At 73.1% G+C, this 16,461-nt stretch carries 12 protein-coding genes; 4 read left to right on the forward strand and 8 right to left on the reverse strand.

Annotated features, from left to right (window positions below; all coding sequences use genetic code 11):
- Positions 1-5,535 (reverse strand): lamin tail domain-containing protein, encoded by a 5,535-nt coding sequence (locus FGE12_RS15890; protein ID WP_153867311.1) that lies wholly within the window; start codon positions 5,533-5,535, stop codon positions 1-3.
- 300 nt (positions 5,536-5,835) lie between these two features.
- Here FGE12_RS15890 and FGE12_RS15895 point away from each other — a divergent pair, with 300 nt between their 5' ends.
- Both FGE12_RS15895 and FGE12_RS15900 read left to right on the forward strand, forming a co-directional pair.
- Positions 5,836-5,985, forward strand: a complete 150-nt coding sequence (locus FGE12_RS15895; RefSeq protein WP_153867312.1) for a hypothetical protein — start codon at positions 5,836-5,838, stop codon at positions 5,983-5,985.
- A gap of 73 nt (positions 5,986-6,058) precedes the next feature.
- Positions 6,059-7,207: a cellulase family glycosylhydrolase gene (locus FGE12_RS15900; protein ID WP_194797917.1), complete on the forward strand. Its 1,149-nt coding sequence runs from the start codon at positions 6,059-6,061 to the stop codon at positions 7,205-7,207.
- Here the strand turns inward: FGE12_RS15900 and FGE12_RS15905 are convergent.
- Positions 7,191-7,892: a TetR/AcrR family transcriptional regulator gene (locus FGE12_RS15905; RefSeq protein WP_194797918.1), complete on the reverse strand. Its 702-nt coding sequence runs from the start codon at positions 7,890-7,892 to the stop codon at positions 7,191-7,193. The two genes, FGE12_RS15900 and FGE12_RS15905, sit on opposite strands and share 17 nt — an antisense overlap.
- A 539-nt stretch (positions 7,893-8,431) precedes the next feature.
- On the opposite strand from FGE12_RS15905, the gene FGE12_RS15910 reads away from it, so the two are divergent.
- Positions 8,432-8,794, forward strand: a complete 363-nt coding sequence (locus tag FGE12_RS15910; RefSeq protein WP_153867315.1) for a hypothetical protein — start codon at positions 8,432-8,434, stop codon at positions 8,792-8,794.
- A 168-nt stretch (positions 8,795-8,962) separates the two neighbouring features.
- Here the strand turns inward: FGE12_RS15910 and FGE12_RS15915 are convergent, their stop codons facing one another.
- The 5 genes from FGE12_RS15915 to FGE12_RS15935 all read right to left on the reverse strand — a co-directional run bounded on the left by FGE12_RS15915 (position 8,963) and on the right by FGE12_RS15935 (position 14,084).
- Positions 8,963-9,601: a DUF4142 domain-containing protein gene (locus FGE12_RS15915; protein WP_153867316.1), complete on the reverse strand. Its 639-nt coding sequence runs from the start codon at positions 9,599-9,601 to the stop codon at positions 8,963-8,965.
- Positions 9,602-9,732: 131 nt separating this feature from the next.
- Entirely contained in the window at positions 9,733-11,157 is a 1,425-nt protein-coding gene (locus tag FGE12_RS15920) for an NAD(P)/FAD-dependent oxidoreductase (RefSeq protein ID WP_194797919.1), read from the reverse strand.
- Positions 11,154-12,467: a Dyp-type peroxidase gene (locus tag FGE12_RS15925; RefSeq protein ID WP_194797920.1), complete on the reverse strand. Its 1,314-nt coding sequence runs from the start codon at positions 12,465-12,467 to the stop codon at positions 11,154-11,156. Before FGE12_RS15925 ends, FGE12_RS15920 begins: the two co-directional genes overlap by 4 nt.
- Positions 12,468-12,471: 4 nt before the next feature.
- Positions 12,472-13,542, reverse strand: a complete 1,071-nt coding sequence (locus FGE12_RS15930; RefSeq protein ID WP_194797921.1) for a hypothetical protein — start codon at positions 13,540-13,542, stop codon at positions 12,472-12,474.
- An 8-nt stretch (positions 13,543-13,550) separates the two neighbouring features.
- Positions 13,551-14,084, reverse strand: coding sequence for a hypothetical protein (locus FGE12_RS15935; RefSeq protein WP_153867318.1), 534 nt, complete (start codon positions 14,082-14,084; stop codon positions 13,551-13,553).
- Between the two features lie 124 nt (positions 14,085-14,208).
- Between FGE12_RS15935 and FGE12_RS15940 the strand changes: the two genes are divergently transcribed.
- Positions 14,209-15,111, forward strand: coding sequence for a transporter (locus FGE12_RS15940; protein WP_153867319.1), 903 nt, complete (start codon positions 14,209-14,211; stop codon positions 15,109-15,111).
- On the opposite strand, the gene FGE12_RS15945 is transcribed toward FGE12_RS15940, so the two are convergent.
- A complete protein-coding gene (locus tag FGE12_RS15945) occupies positions 15,108-16,355 on the reverse strand; it encodes a threonine/serine exporter ThrE family protein (protein ID WP_370459008.1) in 1,248 nt (415 codons plus the stop codon). The two genes, FGE12_RS15940 and FGE12_RS15945, sit on opposite strands and share 4 nt — an antisense overlap.
- Between the last annotated feature and the right edge of the window lie 106 nt (positions 16,356-16,461).

Genomic DNA, 16,461 nt, shown 5'->3' on the forward strand with positions numbered 1-16,461 from the left:
TCAGTAGATCTCCGTCGGGCTCACCGAGCTCTGCGGCTGGCGGACGGCCCGGGTGACGAAGTCCTTCGAGTTGTCGTCGGTGTCCTGGCTGTTGCCGCGCAGAGCGTCCGCTCCGCCCACGGCCATCGTCGCCGAGGTCGAGGTGCTGACTGCCTTGCGCTCGAGGCTGCCACCCACGGCGGGGTGGGCTGGGGCCGCGGTGCCCTCGGGGGAATTCCCGGTGCCCCATCCCAGCTTGTCCACGTCCACGTACGTCCCGCTCACGAGGCGCTGGAGCCGCACGTGGCCGCCGGCCGTCGTGGAGGAGGAGGCGTCGAAGGTGTACGGAACGTCCCTGGGGGCGGTGGCACCGCCGCTGTAGTTGGCTCCGGCCAGCAGGAAGTACCCGTGGGCACGGATGATCTTCCCGGCCGGAATGGTGACGGTCGAGCTCCAGGTGGTCCCGGTCGCGGACTTGTAGCCGACCTGCCAGTTGGACAGGTCCACGTCCGCGTTGGTCGGGTTGTAGAGCTCGATGAACTCGTCCGTGGCGGCGGTGCCCGTGCCGTTTCCACCCGAGAACTCGCTGATGACCACGTGGTTCGTCAGGGGCGGCTGCAGGGCCGCCACCGTCACCGTGCCGTAGTTGCCCGCGGAAGGCGTCGCGACGCCGTCCTGGTCACAGTACGTGTAGGGCGAGAGCGCCCCAGTGGCCGGGTCACGCACCTGGTAGCGGAAGCCGTAGAGGTAGCTACCCGAGTTGGGGATGCTCAGCGTGCCCACCACCTGGTCGTTGTTTCCGGTGGTCACGAAGCCCGCGTCGAAGGGCGCCGCGCCCCACGTCCAGGTACTGACGTCCGTGCTCGTGCCGTAGCCCAGCTCCGCGAAGACGTGGGGGTAGCCGTCGTTGCCGGAGAGGTTCCGGTCCGTGGCGCCCGGCTCGTAGAACTGGCCGTACACGGAGGTGGACGCACCCGGTGCCACGGACGCGATGGTCTTCGGCGACTGGATGGCGCAGAAGTCCACCGGTGCCTGCACCGCGATTCCGCAGCTGCCGTTGGCGGCGCCGGGCGTGCCCCGGTCTCCGCCCGCGAGCACGTCCGTGGCGTCGCACCAGTACCAGGGGTGCGCGCTCGCGCTCGTGCCCACGATGGAGGCCGCGAGGCTCATCGCGCGGCCGGGTGTCTGGGGGAAGCTGGGGGTGTACGCGAGGGAGTCGAGCGAGGTGCTGCCCCGCTTCACGTCCAGCGTGCCCTGGCCGTCGAGGAGGAAGGCCTCACCGTACGCAGCGTTCGCCGCCACGCCGCCATTGGTGTCCGCGCCTGCGCTCTGCGCGAGCACGAAGCGCCCGCCCGCGCCCAGGACGACGGGGACGCCCGTGCCCACGGTGAAGCTGCCCGGGGTGCCCGTCCCCGCGTAGCTGAGCGTCACACCGTTCAGGTTCAGCAGGTGCTGGGTGGTGTTGGTGAGCTCCACGTACTCGGTCGTGCCCACGGAAGGCGTGTGCATCACCTCGGAGATGACGAGCTCGGAGGCGGCGGGCGGGGGCGCCGCGGTGCAGGCGCCCTGCACGCAGACGGCGTTCGCGCCCGTGCAGGCCACGGACGTGGACTGCTCCTGGCAGCTGGGTGCGTCGTTCACGACGGCGCAGCTCGCGCTGTAGGTGAGGCGCGTGACGCCGTCCGCGGCGCAGCTGTCCGCGGACGGGGTGCAGGTGACGCCCGCGCAGGGGTCTGCGGCCGTCGAGGCATCGAGGAAGGCGTAGCTCACGTTGCCCGCGTCGTCGCTCACGCGCAGCGCGAAGTGGTACGCGGTGCCTGCGGCGAGCCCGGCCATGGTGACGGACTCGGAGGTGCCGCTTGCCGCGGGCGCGCCCAGGGCCACCTGCTGGCCCGAGCCGAAGGTCTCGGCGGTGAGCGCGCTGGTGGCGTAGCGCAGCTCCTGCGCGGAGGCCTGGCCCGCGCTCCCGTCGTCACCGACGGCGAGCCACGAGAGCGTGAGGCGGTCGCTGTACACCTCGCTCGCGGAGAGGGAGGGGGTCGCCGGCGCCTGGTCGTCCACGATGGAGAAGGGGGCGCTCGTCGCGCCCGCGAGCCCCGTCACGCTGGCCACGAGCACGAAACCCGTGCCCTGCTGGTCCACCGAGAGGTCCGGGTAGCTGGCCACGCCGCTGGAGGGCGCCACGGCGCGCGTGCCGGACAGCGTCGCCGCGGCGTTGCCCCCCGCGAGGCTCAGCGTGATGGCGGACGCGCTCTCCGTCACCCGGTTCGCGTAGGCATCCAGCACCTCCACCTGTACGGTGGAGAGCGCAGTGCGCACGGTGCCGCTGGCCGGAGCGTCTGCGAAGCGCAGCGTGCTGGGGGCGGCGGGCACCACCTCGCGCTGCAGCTGGGCGCGCAAGGTGACCTGCGCCAGGTCCACGGCGGCGAGCTGCCGGGTGCCCGCAGTGCGCAGCTCGGCGCTGAAGGCGTGCTGGCCCGCGTCCGCGGCCGAGAACGCGGAGTCCCCGGGCAGCACCGCCTGCGTGTCGTCGGAGGTGAAGTGCACGGTGCCCGTGTAGCCGGGGACGAGATTGCCCCACGCGTCGCGCGCGCTCAGCGTGAGGGACAGCGGGGTGCCGGCCGTCACGGGGCCCGCGGCGGCCGCGAGCTCCAGCCCGGAGGCCGCGCCCGCGTCCACCGCGAGGGTGGCCGCATCGCCCAGGCCCGCGGCCGCGTCCGCCACGCTCAGCACGGTGCTGCCAGCGCGCACGAGCGTTACCGGGAAGCGGCGGTTGCCCTCGTCCAGGGACGTGAAGGTGTAGTCCGCGGGCAGCACGGCCTGCGCGTCCGCGGAGCTGAAGTGCACCGTGCCGGCGTAGTCCCGCACCGCGTTGCCGAAGGCGTCGCGCGCGAGGAGGCTCACGGTGACGGGGCTGCCGGCGGTGGCCTTCGCGGGGCCCTGCAGCGTGAGCGAGGCGAGCGGCGCCCAGCGCACGGTGGTGCCGGCCGAAGCGCTGAAGCCCGCGCTCGCGGTGTCCGTCGCGGTGACGCTGTGGGTTCCGGCGCTGCGCAGGGCGAGGGAGAAGGCGTGCTGGCCCGCGTCGGCCTCGGTGAAGGTGTAGTCCGCGGGAAGAGTCGCCTGCGCGTCGTCCGTGGTGAAGTGCACCGTGCCGCGGTAGCCTGGCGCGACGCGGCCCATCGCGTCGCGGGCCTCGAGCGTGACGGTGACGGAGTCGCCCGCCGTCCCCTGGGAGGCGAGGCCCGAGAGCACCAGCCCGCGCGGCGTGGGGTCATCCACCTCGGTGGTCTGGGCCGCGCTGGTGAGCCCTGCCGCGGAGACCGTGAGGCGCTGCGAGCCCCCGGTCTCGAAGACGATGCCCGTGAAGGTGTGCTCGCCACCCTCCGCCGCCGTCAGCGTGTGCGCGGCGGGCAGCGTGGCGGCGCCGTCCGTGGAGGAGAGGGTGAGCGCGTTCGTCGCGTCCACCACCGTGTTGTCGAAGGCGTCCTTCACCGTGACGCCGACGCTCTGCGCGTCGCCCACCACGACGCCCGAGGGCAGCCCGCTCAGCGCGAGCCGCGCCGCAGCGGCGTGCCCGATGGCGAAGGGCTGGCTCGCGGCGCCCGTGAGGCCTCCGGAGCTCGCGACGAGGCGGTAGTCCGCGCCGGCGCGGTCGATGCGCACGTTCGAGAAGGTGGCGATGCCGCCGCTGGCCGAGACCGTCCAGGGACCGAAGCCGCTCACGCCCTCCACGCTCAGCGTCACCGCGGAGTCCGCCTGGTCCACCCCGAGCCCCTCCGCGTCCTGCACGGCAACGCGCAGGCCGGGCAGTGCCGCGCCGGCCGTGCCCGCGGAGGGCTGGTCGAGGAAGGCCAGCTTCGCCGCAGTGGCGAAGGCGGTAGAGACGGGCAGGGTGGCGGAGCGCACGCGGTTGCCCGCGTCGTCCGTCACCTGCAGCGCGACGTAGTAGGTGGTGTGGGGTGCGAGGCCGCTGAGCGACGCGGACTCCGCGCCTCCCGAGGCCCTGGGCGCGCCGAGCGCGACCGGCGTCGCCCCGGCGAAGTCCGCGTCGGACGCGATGTCCTGCAGCGAGTAGCGCAGCTCGTGCTGCGCCGCCGTCCCCTCGGAGCCATCGTCACCCACGGCCGTCCAGGCCACCGTGAGCGAGGTGGCGGTGGCCTGCCCGGCGAGCGCGAGCACCGGCAGGGCGGGGGCCACGTCGTCGGTGACGGAGAAGGCGGGCGTGGCGCTGGACTCGAGCCCCGCTGCGGACGCGACCAGCACCCAGTCCGCGCGCTCCTGCGCGATGGAGAGGCCGAAGAAGTGGGCGACGCCGGACTCCGCGCTCAGCGTGGAGGTACCGGAGAGCGTGCCCGAGGGGCCGAGCGCGAGGCTCACGGCGGCGCTGCTCGAAGGCACGAGGTTGCCGTAGGCATCCTGCACCGAGACATCGAGGGTGAAGGGCTGGCGCACGCGCAGGCCCGTGGGCAGCACCGCGGTGGACAGGCGCTGGGCCTCGGCGGGGAGCACGGTGAGCTGCGCCGTTCCGGCGACGAGCGGGCTCGCCGCGACGTCGACCACCGTCAGCGGATGCACGGCGGCGCGCGTGAGCGCGGCTCCGCCCGGGAAGGTGTGGTGGCCGAGGTCCGCCGCGGTGAAGGTGTAGTCCGCCGGCAGCCCCTCGGCGAGCGCGCCCGGGTTGAACGCCACCGTGCCGCGGAAGCCCGTGACCGTGTTGCCGAAGGTGTCGAGCGCCGTCACCTCGAGGTCCGCCGGGGTACCGGCCTCCACCGTCGCCGGCGAGACGCGCAGCGCGAGCTGCGCGACCGGCGCCGGGGTCACCGCGAAGGGGGCGCTCGTCGCGCCCGTGAGGCCCGCGGCGCTCGCCAGCAGCGAGTAGCCCTCGCCCGCGCGCTCGAGCGTGAGCCCGGGGAAGTGCGCGACGCCCTCCACCGCCTCGGCCGTGAGCGTGCCCTGCAGCGCCGCGTCCGCGGGGCCGGAGCCCAGCGCGAGCGTGACGCTGCCGGTGGCGTCCGTCACCGTCCTACCGTCCGCGTCCTGCAGCCGCACCGCCACCTCGGCGAGGGGCGCGCCCGCCACCGCGTCCGGCGGCGGCGCGGCGAAGGCGAGCCGCGAGGCGGGGAGGGCAGCGAAGGTGACGGTGGGGTGGCTCGCGAGCTCCACGGAGCTGCCCTGCGCCGCCACGCGGGCGGTCACGGCGCCGGTCCCTGCCACGGTCGACGTGACGCGCGCGGTGGCCACGCCCTGCGCATCGGTGGGGGCCGCGGGCTGCTGCACGCTGCGGCCCTCGCCCTCCGCGCTCAGCGTCACGGTGAGGCCCGGCAGCGCAGCGCCCGCCGCCGTGCGCACCGTGACCTTCACCTCCACCGCGTCCACGCCATTCGCCAGCGCGTGCGCGGTCGGGCTCACCTCCACGCTCGAGCGCGCGGCGTCCGGTGCGCTCGCGCCCGGGTCCACCTTCGGGGGCGGGGTGGCACCGTCGCACCCCGCCATGACGAGCACACCGAGCAGGAGCAGCGCGGCGATGCGCGCCGCGGAGGGGGAGGTGGGCTTCATGGCGGGGAGCTCCAGCGGGGAGGGTCGAGCGCGCACCGAGGCGCGCTCGCAACGCCCGACCTCTATAAGGAGAATCCCGGCCAACACGCAATGTAGGTGAAAAAATATAACTCCACTGTGTGAGTGCGGGTCCTACGCCGGGAGGAGAGCGGGGGGAGTGACTCTTGGCGGACAGTCAAAGCGCCCCTCACCTGGAGTGCGAGTCGTGCCCTGAGCGGGCGCTGCCATCCTCCGGCGTCCCGGGGGCGCGGCGCCGACCCGGGGTGCGTCCTCTCCGGCGCCTTCCCGTGGAGCTTCCCCATGGCGTACCTGCTGATCCTCTGGTCCTTCTTCGGCTTCGGCCACCCGCAGCCCCGTCCTGCAGCCTCCACTGCCTCGCGCACCGTGGTGGCGCAGGATGACGGGGACGGCATCATCAAGGTCCCCTGCCCCAAGTGCACGAGGTGGTGAGTCCCCGGCGCAGCCGGAGGCGCTGAGTGCGGGGGCGCGCAACTTCCGCGCGTCTGCGCGGTTCGAGGAGGCGATGACGCCTCCTCGCCGCGCGCTCGCAGTGTCCTGCCCGGTGCGCTCCACCGGGCTCCTCCTGCTGCTCGTGCTCGCCTGCGGCCCGGCGTCCTCCGGACGCGGCGGAGGCCTGCCGGATGCCGGCGCCGTCATCCCCTCCTGCCTCGAGGTGGACGCAGGCCCCGTGACGCGCCTCGCGGTGAGTGGCCCGCGCATCCTGGACGAGCACGGGCAGGAGGTGGTGCTGCGGGGGTGGAACTGGGGCGAGTGGGGCAGCGGCACGGAGCAGGACGCCATCGACAACGCCGCCCAGGGCGCCACGGTGGTGCGCCTGCCCTTGCGCTGGTGGGGGGACTACCCGGACGGCGCAGACGCCTATGACCCGAGCGGTCCTCCGTACCTGGACGCGGCGCACCTGTGCCAGCTGGACCGGAACATCTCCTGGGCGGTGCGGCACGGCCTCTGGGTGGTGCTCTTCGTGGACAGCAACTGCGGGCAGGGCAGCCGCGAGCGCGACACGGTGGCTGCCTGCGGCGCGGCGGAGGGCGGCGCGGCGGCGAACTTCTCCAACGACCCGGAGATGAAGCGGCGCTTCGCTGCGGCCTGGGCCTTCCTCGCCGCGCGCTACGCGGGCGTGCCGCGCATGGGCATGTACGAGCTGCTGCCCGAGCCCAACTTCACCTGCGGCGCCCACGCCGCCTGCCCGGACTGGAGCCTCTTTCCCGCCTTCTACGCCTCGCTGCTGCCGAGCATCCGCGCCTCCGAGCCGAGCATCCCGGTGCTGGTGGGCGCGGGCGCGGGCTACGACCTGCAGCACCTCGACACGGCGTACATCGACGGGGGCACCTCGCTCGTCTACACGGGAGACCTGTTCCTGCAGGCCGCGAGCGACCCGGGTTGGTACGCCGCGCTGGCGGAGTTCCGCAGCCGCCACGACGCGCCGGTGTTCGTGCAGCAGGTGGGCATCCGCAAGTCGGTGCCTGACGCCGGAAACATCGTGGACGGGCTGCTGGAGCAGCTGGGCGACGGTGGCATCGGCTGGACTTGGTGGACCTACCGCGAGCCCAACGCGCCCCAAGGGCAGGGCTACGCGCCCTGGTTCAAGGGGGCGAGCACGCCGTGGACGCTGGACCGGGACTGGCTGCAGCGCATCACGCACCACTTCTGACGGCGCGCCGCGGCTCCAGCGGCAGGGGCGGCACGGGGCCCCCCTCCGGGGCGAGCCCCGCCTGCAGGATGCGCAGCATCGCGCGGCGGGCTCGCGCACACAGCGCCGGCGTCACCTTGCCCTGGGCGTGCAGCTGCACGTTCACCTCGGTGAGCCCCGCGAGCAGCCCCATCATCAGCCAGCGCTCGGGGCGGCGGCCGTGCACCGCCTGCACCTCGTCCGAGAGGCGCTCCGCGATCGTCTCCACCACCCTTGCGCGCTCGCGGGCGAGCGGCGTGTCCGGCCGCAGCGCCTCGGCCTGGAGGGTGCGGAAGAGCTCGAGGTCCGTGCGGTTGAAGGAGAGGTAGGTGTCCACGAAGGCTTCGAGCTTGCCGGGCAGGTCCGGCGCCGCCTCCATCGCCTCGCGCGTGCGCTCGAGCAGGTACTGCAGCGAGACCGCGTGCAGGGCCTGCAGCACGTCCTCCTTGCTGCGGAAGTACTTGTAGAAGGTGCGGCGCGAGACCGAGCCCGCCTCCAGCAGCTCCTCCACGCTCACCTGGCGAAAGCCGCGCTTCGCGAACACCCGGGCCGCGCCCTCGAGGATGCGGTTGCGGTGCAGGAAGCTGGCGATCGAGCCATTCGCGCGCGAGGAATCATTCGGGTATACAGGCTGTATACTCGGGCCTGCTGGGGTCCTCCTGCTCACGGTCGATCCTCCGGCTGCCCGTCCATGTCCGAAGTGCTGATCTCCATCCTCGACGCTCCCCCTGCGACCCTGCCTGCTGCGCTGCTCCGGTCGCCCGTGCGGGACTGGACGACTCTCCTGCCCGCCTGGCAGCCGAGGGCGCCGGGCTCGGGTGCTCTCCTGCCTCCGGTCCATCCCGGTGGACAGGAGCCGAGGGCCGCCGTCCGCAGCGCCCCTGAGAGCCGGGCCCCAGGCGAACCGGTGGGTATACGGACAGTATACCCGGCTCCGGACGTGGCGCACTTCAAGTTGGCCCGGCGCTGATCGCGCCGGGGTCGGGTCTGCGACGGCGACGGAACGGGGAGTTCGCGCCGTCACAGCGTCCTCGGGGGCGCCACCCCTCTGCCCGGTGGTGGCGCTCCCGAGGGTTGTTTCCCGCTCCGCGCTCGCCTCGGGACCCTTCCCGAGACGGGAGCACGGGCGGCGGGTAGGCCGGGTGGCTGCTGCAGAGCGGCCCCACCCTCGCCACCTTTCCCTGGGCTCGACCCAAGGAGGACACCATGAAGGGATTCATCGGCCTGCTCGCAGGTCTCGCGCTGCTCGGCTCCGGCTGTGCGCACAAGTCGTCCGGTGCGGAGGGGATGGACAACGCCAAGAGCACCGTGCACGAGGAACACACCCCGCCGCCCGCGAGCGGTGGCTCGGGTGCGGCTCCCGCGGCGGAGCCGGCGCCGCCCCCGGCCGCGGAGCCTGCGCCTGCTCCCGAGCCCGCGCCGGCTCCCGAGCCCGGCACCGGTGGCTCGGGGGCAGCAGCCGCCGCGCCGCAGGAGCCCCAGGCCGAGCCTGCGCCGGAGCCCGAGCCCGCGCCAGCCCCGGCTCCCGCGACGGGTGGCTCGGGTGCGAACGAGGGCGGCGGCGGGTAGCCCCGCGCCTCAGGTCGGCGAGCGCTCCGGGCGCTCCTGCGCGGTGGCCACGCTGTGGCGGGGCAGGGTGACGAGGAAGCGGGTGCCCTCGCGCGCATCCGAGCGGGCCCCCACCGCGCCGCCGTGCGCGGTGTAAGGCGCTCTCCCGGGCGGAGAGGGGGCAGCCGCTCAGAGCATGTCCTTGAGCGACTTCGCCTGCGCGATGTGGGCGTCGATGGTGGGCTGGCCCTTGGCGAGGACTGATGCGAGCGTGTGGTCCGCCTCGAACTCGTCGCCCCCCTGCTTCAGCAGCTTCTTGCCCTCCTCCTGCGACTTGACGACGGCCGAGAGGAACTCCTTGTCGAACTTCTCGGGCGGGAGCGCGCCGAGCGTCTGGCGCTGCTGCTCGGTCTTCTTGCTGTACTCGTTGTTCGCCTGGGCCCCCTTGGCGCTCGTCTGGGCGATGGTCCCCATCGCAGCGCCACTGTTGGTGCCGCTGCCGCCGGTGCCCTGGTTTGCATCCTCGTTGAGGGCCGCCACCTGCATCGCGCGGCCTTCGGCCCAGGTCTGGATGGTCTTGAGGCTGGCCTTGTGATCGTTGATGAGGCGGTTGGCGAACTCGCGCACGCGCGGCTGCTGGCTGTGCGCCAGCGCGAGCTGCCCGAGCTGGATCTGATCGCGCTCGAAGCGGGTGACGCGGTCGAGGTAGTCCATCTTCTTCTCGACCGCCTTCTGCATCTTCTGGTGCTCCCCGCCGGCACGGGCTGCCGAGCCAAAGAGAAGTCCCACCGCCATCAGCGCCAGCCCCACAGCCTTGAAGTTCTTCATGGCACATCCTCCTTGGGTCGAGCCCAAAGGAAGGTGGCGTGGGAGGGGCCGCTTCGCAGCAGGCGCCCGGGCTACCCGCCGCCCGTGCTCCCGGGTCCAGACTCCCCCCGAGAGGGAAACCCCGGAGGCGCTCAGCGAAGCTCCGGAAAGCGGCCCGGGTCGGCCTCGCGGTTGAGCTGCCGGGAGGCGCTGGCGGCGGCGCGGCCGAGGATGCCCGTGTAGGTGGGGAACGAGAGGGGCACGAGCGCGAGCGCGTCCACCCGCATGCCCGCGGCCATGGCGATGGCCGCCGTCTGCACGATGTCCACCGCCCGCTCGCCCACCACGTGGCAGCCCAGGAGGGTGCGCATGCTGCGGTCCACGACGAGCTTGCAGAAGCCCGTGGTGCGCCCGTCGATGAGCGTGCGCGTCGTCGAGTCGAAGGGCACCCGCGCCACCACCACGTCGCGCGTCGCGCGCGCCTTCGCCTCGGTGAGGCCCACCTGGGCGTACTCGGGATCGGTGAAGCTGCCGATGGGGGACACGCCGTAGTCGCACTGCAGCGTGGGCCCGCGCACCGCGTTGGTCGCCGCCACGAAGCCATCCTGCAGCGCCTGGGGCACCAGCATGAGGCGCCCCGTCACGTCTCCGGCCGCGAAGACGTGCGGCGCCGAGGTGCGCAGGTGCGCGTCCACCTGCACGAAGCCGCGGGGGTTGGTCTCCACGCCTGCGGCCTCGAGCGCGAGCCCGCCCGTCTCCGCCACCCAGCCCACCGCCACCACCGCGAGCGCGGCCTCGGCGCTGCCGCGCGCTCCGTCCTTCGTGAAGTGCATCCGCACGCCCTGCGGGGTCTTCTCGAAGGACTCGATCGCGCCGAAGGCCTCGTGCACCGCGATGCCCGAGCGGCGGAAGGCCTCCGCCACCGCGGCCGACACGTCCTCGTCCTCGGTGGGCAGGATGCGCGCGCCCGCCTGGAAGAGCTGCACGCGCGTGCCGAAGGCGCTGAAGATGGAGGCCACCTGCGCCCCGGTGGCGCCCCCGCCGATGACCAGCATCGAGGGGGGCACGGCGCTGAGGCCCCACGCGTCGCTGTGCGTGTTCGTCAGCTCGAAGCCGGGCACGCTCAGGCGGCGGCTCTTGCCCCCCGTGCAGAGGATGAGCTTCTCGGCGCGCACGCGCAGCCCGCTCGCCGTCTCCACGGTGTGCGGGTCCAGGAAGCGCGCGGTGCCCACCTGCTCGTGCACGGTGACGCCGGCCGCGTCGATCTGCGGCTGCAGCGCGGCGTGGGCGCGCACCTCGCCCACCACCTCGCGCACGCGGGCGAGCAGCCGCGGGTAGTCCAGCGCGGGCTCGGGCACGGCGATGCCGTAGCGGCCGAGCTGCCGGGCATCGCGCAGCAGCCGGGCCGCGTGCGCGAGCGTGCGCACCGGCACCGGACCGTCGTGCGCCGCCATGCCGCCGAACGCCTCCCGCGTGAGCAGCACCGTGCGCGCGCCCAGGTCGCCTGCGCGCAGCGCCGCGAGCACGCCCGCAGGCCCCGCACCCAGCACCAGCACGTCTGCCTGCACGGGCGTCACGGGGAGAGTTCCGCGAGCCAGCGCAGCGCGCTCAGGCTCGGCATGAAGGCGTACTCGCCGCCGAGGGTGACCACGAAGCGGGACAGGCCGCGCAGGCGCCGGGGCACGGGCTTCTTCGGGAAGGCGTAGCTGCCCTCCGCGTCGTTGCTCCCCGTGACCGGGTCCTTCGCGTCCCCGAGGCCGAGGAAGTCCCCGCCCTCGATCCACTCGGACTGGACGAACTCGAACTGCCGCCCGAGGTGCGTGCCGAGGAAGGCGAACATCAGCCCGCGGTCCGCGCCGTCGTCCTCGAGCACGCCCTCCGGGAGCTGGGGGCCGTAGGCCGTGCCGCGGCGGATCATCCGGTGCAGCCGCACCACGCCGGCCACCTTCGCGTCGCGCGGGTTGCAGCGGCGGATGTGGGAGCCGGGGGGCGTGTGGTAGCCCGTGGCGTCGTCGCCGTAGAGGAAGTGGTTGTTGCGCGTGCGGTCCTCGCCCAGCGCCGGGTCGTCGTGGAAGGGGCAGAGGGCGAGCGGCGCGCCGCTGCGCCAGCGGCCCATCAGCTTCGCGGCGATGAGCTCCTCCTCCTCGGCAGTCCTGGCGCTCTCCTTGAGGAAGCGGCGGAACTCCGCCACGCGCTGGTGCAGCTTGCGGAACACCACGTAGGTGCCGTTGCGGCCGAGGATGTCCGGACGGGGCATCGGGGGAGGGTTGCCGGTCTCGTCGGGGTAGCCGAGCACGAACTCGCCCGCCTTGAAGGGCGCCTCGTGCCGGTTGCTGCCGGCGATGCCGCTGCCCTCGATGGCGGGGTGGGCGATGCCGTCGCGGAAGCCGAAGGGCTCGGTGTCGGTGGGCAGCGCGTGGCAGTCCTGGCGCCAGAGGGCGGTGATGCCGGAGAGGCCCTGGTACACCTTGCGCGCCCGCTCGAGCGCGGCCTCCAGGTGCGTCTGGTCCGGCGAGAGCGCGGTGAGCACCACGTGGACCTCGCCCGTCCCGAAGGGGCGCTCCCAGTGCTCGGGGGCGCTCTCGCCCTCGTCTCCCAGCGCCTTCGCGCGCGCGGCCATCCCCTGCTGGAACTCCCAGGCGAAGCTGTCCAGCGACTCCTGCGGCACGCCCAGGGCCCGCAGGCCGGGATAGGTGAGCGAGACGCTGACCCAGGTGGCCCCCGCGGGGCTCTCGGGGTGCGCGGCGGAGGCCACCACGCGCGAGAGGCGCCCCATCAGCTCGCGCCCCGCGCGGGCCTCATCGATGCGGAAGAGGATGTACGTCGCCGCGTACGGCGAGGGCCGGGGCCGCAGCACGCCACTCTGGATGTCGTCGAGCTGGAGCACGAGGTCACGCCGTGGCGAGGTTCTTCCAGAAGCGCTCCAGGCTCTCGTCGCTGCCGAACAGCGTGCTGAAGACCGTGGAGTCGACCACCAAGACGTCGCCGGCCCTCCCGCTGCCGCGCGGCACCCACACCAGCGTGTTGAACTCCTTGTTCCCTGCGCGGGTGAAGGGGTGTGGCCGGGAGAGGTCGATGGGCTGGCGGGCGAGGACGTGGGCGGCGCGCGGGTCGTCGGACGTGACGGCGTAGTGCGGCAGGTGCAGGTGGAAGTTGAAGTTGCGCACGCCCTGCAGCCACCCGCGGGTGTCCAGGTCCTTGGCGATGCTCAGCGGCGCAATGCGGGTGGCCTTGCCGGGGACGCCCGAGATCGCGCCCTCCTTCTCCAACTCGCTCACCCCGCTCGCGCCGACCACTGCGGGGCGCAGGCCCCACTGGTTCTCCACCGGGATGCCCAGCCCCTTCAGCAGCGCGCGCGTGTAGCCGCCGAAGCGCTGCTGGCGGGGCACCAGCGCGTCGCCGTGGTGCAGGTACTCGAGGTTGCGCTGCTCCAGGTCCTCCGAGTGCCCCACGTCGTGGTGCGGCCCGATGACGAGGCAGGTGCCCTCGCGCTGGAGGAAGTGGCGCACGGCCTCGATCTCCGCGGGGGAGGGCAGCTGCTCGGTGACGCTGTGGTCCAGCCCGAACACGAAGAGGGTGTCCGTGTCCGCGAGCACGCGCTCGTCGAGCGGGAGGAAGAAGCCCGCCTGGTCCACGCGCTGGAACATGGGGACTGCGTTTCCTGTGGTCTCCTCCACCACTCGCTGGAAGCGCACCCAGGCCCAGAAGAAGAGCTCGAGCGAGCCGGCGATGCCCTGCTGGAAGCGCCCCGGGTCCGCCCACTGCGGCGTCTCGTACGCGGGCCAGAGCACGCGGCGCACCTCGGTCATCGTGGAGAAGCGGTTGTCGAGCGTCGTCGCGTCCCGGTTGGCCTCGGCGGGGTAGCTCCACGCGATGTACACACTCACGCGCCGGTGGCCGCGCGCGTACTTCCGGGCGCGGTGGTCCTGGTTGTACGTGCGGGCGGTCGTGGCTTCGGACATGGCGGCCTCTACTGCATCTGCTCGAGGGCCTCGGAGAGGGCGGCCTTCATCTTCAGGGCCTTCTTGATCTCGTCGGCCGTGAAGTAGGGGTACTCGCCGTACTCGAGGAAGCTGGGACACTGGTGGGCGCGGATGAAGCGGACGAACGCCTCGGTGTTCGTCTTCCAGTCCGTGGGGAAGTCCTGGAGGTGCTCGAAGGCCGTGTCGATGCCCGTCTTCTTGAACAGGGCGACGGCGTCCTCGGTGTACTTGTCGAAGTCCGTGTCGAAGATGCCCTGGTACATGAAGCGGGTGTCGTCGTCGAAGAGCACCCAGCGCAGGTAGTGCAGCTTGAGGGGCGCGAGGATCTCCGGGTTGGGCTCGAGCGCCTTCGCCAGGCGCTCGCCGTAGGCGCGCAGCGCGTCCGCATGGCCCGGCTTCACGTTGGCGATGATGGTGAACCCGTAGCACGCGGGGGTCTTCGGGTAGATGGGGCCGTACTTCCCCTTCTCGAGGTGCTCGGTCGACTTCGGGATCGCGACAGCGGCGGGCTTGATGTCCATGTTGCAGAGCTAAGAGCGCCGCCTCGCGCCGACAACAGCACCGGGGCAACGGCCTCCACGGCAGGCTGACTCGGGACAAGTTCGGAGCATCGGTCAGGCCGCTGCCTGGCTGCATGAGCACCTCATGGCACCTCTGCAGCTCGGTCGAATCCTCCTGCTGGTGGGCCTCGGCCTCGCGGGCGCGGCAGGCGCGCAGGTACCGGTGACCGGCCACTACCCTCCGGGGCAATCAGGAATCCGCGGGGCGAGCACGCCCGGTCCGGGCTTTGCGTACACGAACTTCAGCCGGCTCTTCACCAACCTGCAGCTCGCGGATGCTTCGGGTGCGGAGGCGCAGTCACTCGACGAGCTGCGCTACGCGAACATCAGCATGTTCACCTGGACTACGGACCGCGAGCTGCTCGGCCTGCGCTACGGCGCGCTCGCCGGGGTGCCCGTCGCCACCGGCGACCTCTCCACGCCCTCGGCCGAGTCCGGCTTCGGGCTGGGGGACGTGCTCCTCACGCCAGTGTCGCTCTACGGCGCGAGCCGCTCCTTCGACTACCAGCTGCAGTTCACGGTGTGGACGCCCTCGGGACACTTCTCGCCGGGCTCGGCGCGCAACCGCGGCACCGGCTTCTGGGCGCTCGTCTATTCGCTCGGCGGCGTCTTCTACCCGGGGGGGGCGCGCGATGCGTGGAGCCTCTCCGCCGTGGCGCGCTTCGAGCAGAACTTCGAGCAGCGCGGCAGCGGCATCCAGCCCGGCCACGACGTGGTGGTGGACTGGGGCGTGGGGCGGGTGCTGCGGCTGGGCTCGGTCCCCGTGGACGTGGGGCTCTCGGGCTTCGGCGCGTGGCAGCTCACGGCGCAGGAGGGGGGACCTCCGGGCACCGAGGACCTGCGCTACCGGCTCCTCGGGCTCGGCCCCGAGGTGAGCGCCGCGCTGCTCGAGCCGCTCACGCTGCGCATGCGCGCGCACTTCGAGGTCGAGGCCCGCAACATCGTGCAGGGCAACAACCTCTGGCTCATCCTCAACTGGCGCTTCTAGAGCACCTTGCGCGCCGGCACGATCGCGTTGGCCACGAGCAGGCCCGCCGCGAGCGCCACCGCGACCATCAGCATGTTGAAGGCGGTGTCCACGCCGGCCACCACGTTGCGCTCGAGGAGGCTCGAGAGCGAGCGGAAGCCGATGGAGCCCGGCACCAGCAGCATCAGCCCGGGCACGATGGTGACGAGCGCGGGCTTGTTGCGCAGCGTGGAGACGGCGTTGCTCGCCATGCCCAGGATGACCGCGCCGACGAAGGCGCCAAGCTCGGGGCCCAGCAGGTACGCGCCGAAGCGCGTGCCCACGTACGCGAGCGCGCCGGCGAGCAGGATCCACCCGGCGTCCCGGCGCCGCGCGTTGAAGATGACGCACACCGAGAGCGCGAGCCCCGCGAGGGCCGCGAGCTCCGTCCAGTGCGCGAGCGGGCCGGGAAGGGGCGACTGCACCGGCGGCAGCAGGACCTGGAGCCGGCTGCCCAGCGCCACGCCGAAGCCCAGCTGCAGGAACACCAGCGCCGCGCTCATCATGCGCGAGGTGCCGGAGAGCAGGTTGCGCGTGGCCATCTCGGTCATGGCCACCGTGAGCGTGAGCCCCGGCAGCAGCACGATGAGCGAGGCCAGCGTCACCACCTTGCCGGCGAGCGGGCCCACCAGCGCCCCGGCCACCACCGCGATGGTGCTCGCGAGCAGCGCGGACACCGGCACCAGCACCCGGGCCACCGCGGGGCGGCTGCGCGAGAGCAGGTCCAGCCCGCCGATGAGCAGGCTCGCGAAGCCCGAGACGCTCATCTCCATCAGCCCGCCGCCGAAGAGGCGCGCCCCGGCGAAGGCCGCGAGCGCCCAGCACAGGAGCAGCAGGAAGGGGCCATAGGCCTGCGGCGCGGCGAGGATCTCCTCCACCCGCTGCGAGCCGTCCTCGGGCGTGCGCGTGCCGAGGATGACCTCGTCCGCGAGCGTGTCCAGGCGCACGAGCTTCCCCAGGTCCATCTCGCCGGGGTCCACGCGGATGAGGGCGGTCTGCAGCGCCTCCGGGGGGCCGAAGGAGGCGATGATGGAGGTGGGGCTGGAGAAGAAGCGCGCCTCCAGCCCGAGCCGCTCCGACACCAGCCGCATCGCCTCCTCGAGGCGGTGCGCCGGCATGCCGTAGTGGTGCAGCGCCCGGCCCAGCTTGATGGTGAAGGCCACGGCCGAGGCCGGAGCGGGCATCGCCACGGGGTAGGGCTGGTACAGGTCCTCGGCGACGCGCACGGCGGGGGGCTCCTTCAAGGGATCCCGCGCGCGAGTGGCGCGGGGCGGGGCAAGTACCCGCGACCCGCAGGGGCTGTCAAACCGGCGGCGGCCGCCCGCTCGCTGC

Source organism: Aggregicoccus sp. 17bor-14 (assembly GCF_009659535.1).
In the GTDB taxonomy this organism is placed as follows: Bacteria; Myxococcota; Myxococcia; order Myxococcales; family Myxococcaceae; genus Aggregicoccus.

Excerpts from the sequence above, each read along its gene's own strand:
- FGE12_RS15890 (WP_153867311.1), bottom strand. The coding sequence starts at position 5,535 with ATGAAGCCCACCTCCCCCTCCGCGGCGCGCATCGCCGCGCTGCTCCTG.
- FGE12_RS15895 (WP_153867312.1), top strand. The coding sequence starts at position 5,836 with ATGGCGTACCTGCTGATCCTCTGGTCCTTCTTCGGCTTCGGCCACCCG.
- FGE12_RS15900 (WP_194797917.1), top strand. The coding sequence starts at position 6,059 with ATGACGCCTCCTCGCCGCGCGCTCGCAGTGTCCTGCCCGGTGCGCTCC.
- FGE12_RS15910 (WP_153867315.1), top strand. The coding sequence starts at position 8,432 with ATGAAGGGATTCATCGGCCTGCTCGCAGGTCTCGCGCTGCTCGGCTCC.
- FGE12_RS15915 (WP_153867316.1), bottom strand. The coding sequence starts at position 9,601 with ATGAAGAACTTCAAGGCTGTGGGGCTGGCGCTGATGGCGGTGGGACTT.
- FGE12_RS15930 (WP_194797921.1), bottom strand. The coding sequence starts at position 13,542 with ATGTCCGAAGCCACGACCGCCCGCACGTACAACCAGGACCACCGCGCC.
- FGE12_RS15935 (WP_153867318.1), bottom strand. The coding sequence starts at position 14,084 with ATGGACATCAAGCCCGCCGCTGTCGCGATCCCGAAGTCGACCGAGCAC.
- FGE12_RS15940 (WP_153867319.1), top strand. The coding sequence starts at position 14,209 with ATGGCACCTCTGCAGCTCGGTCGAATCCTCCTGCTGGTGGGCCTCGGC.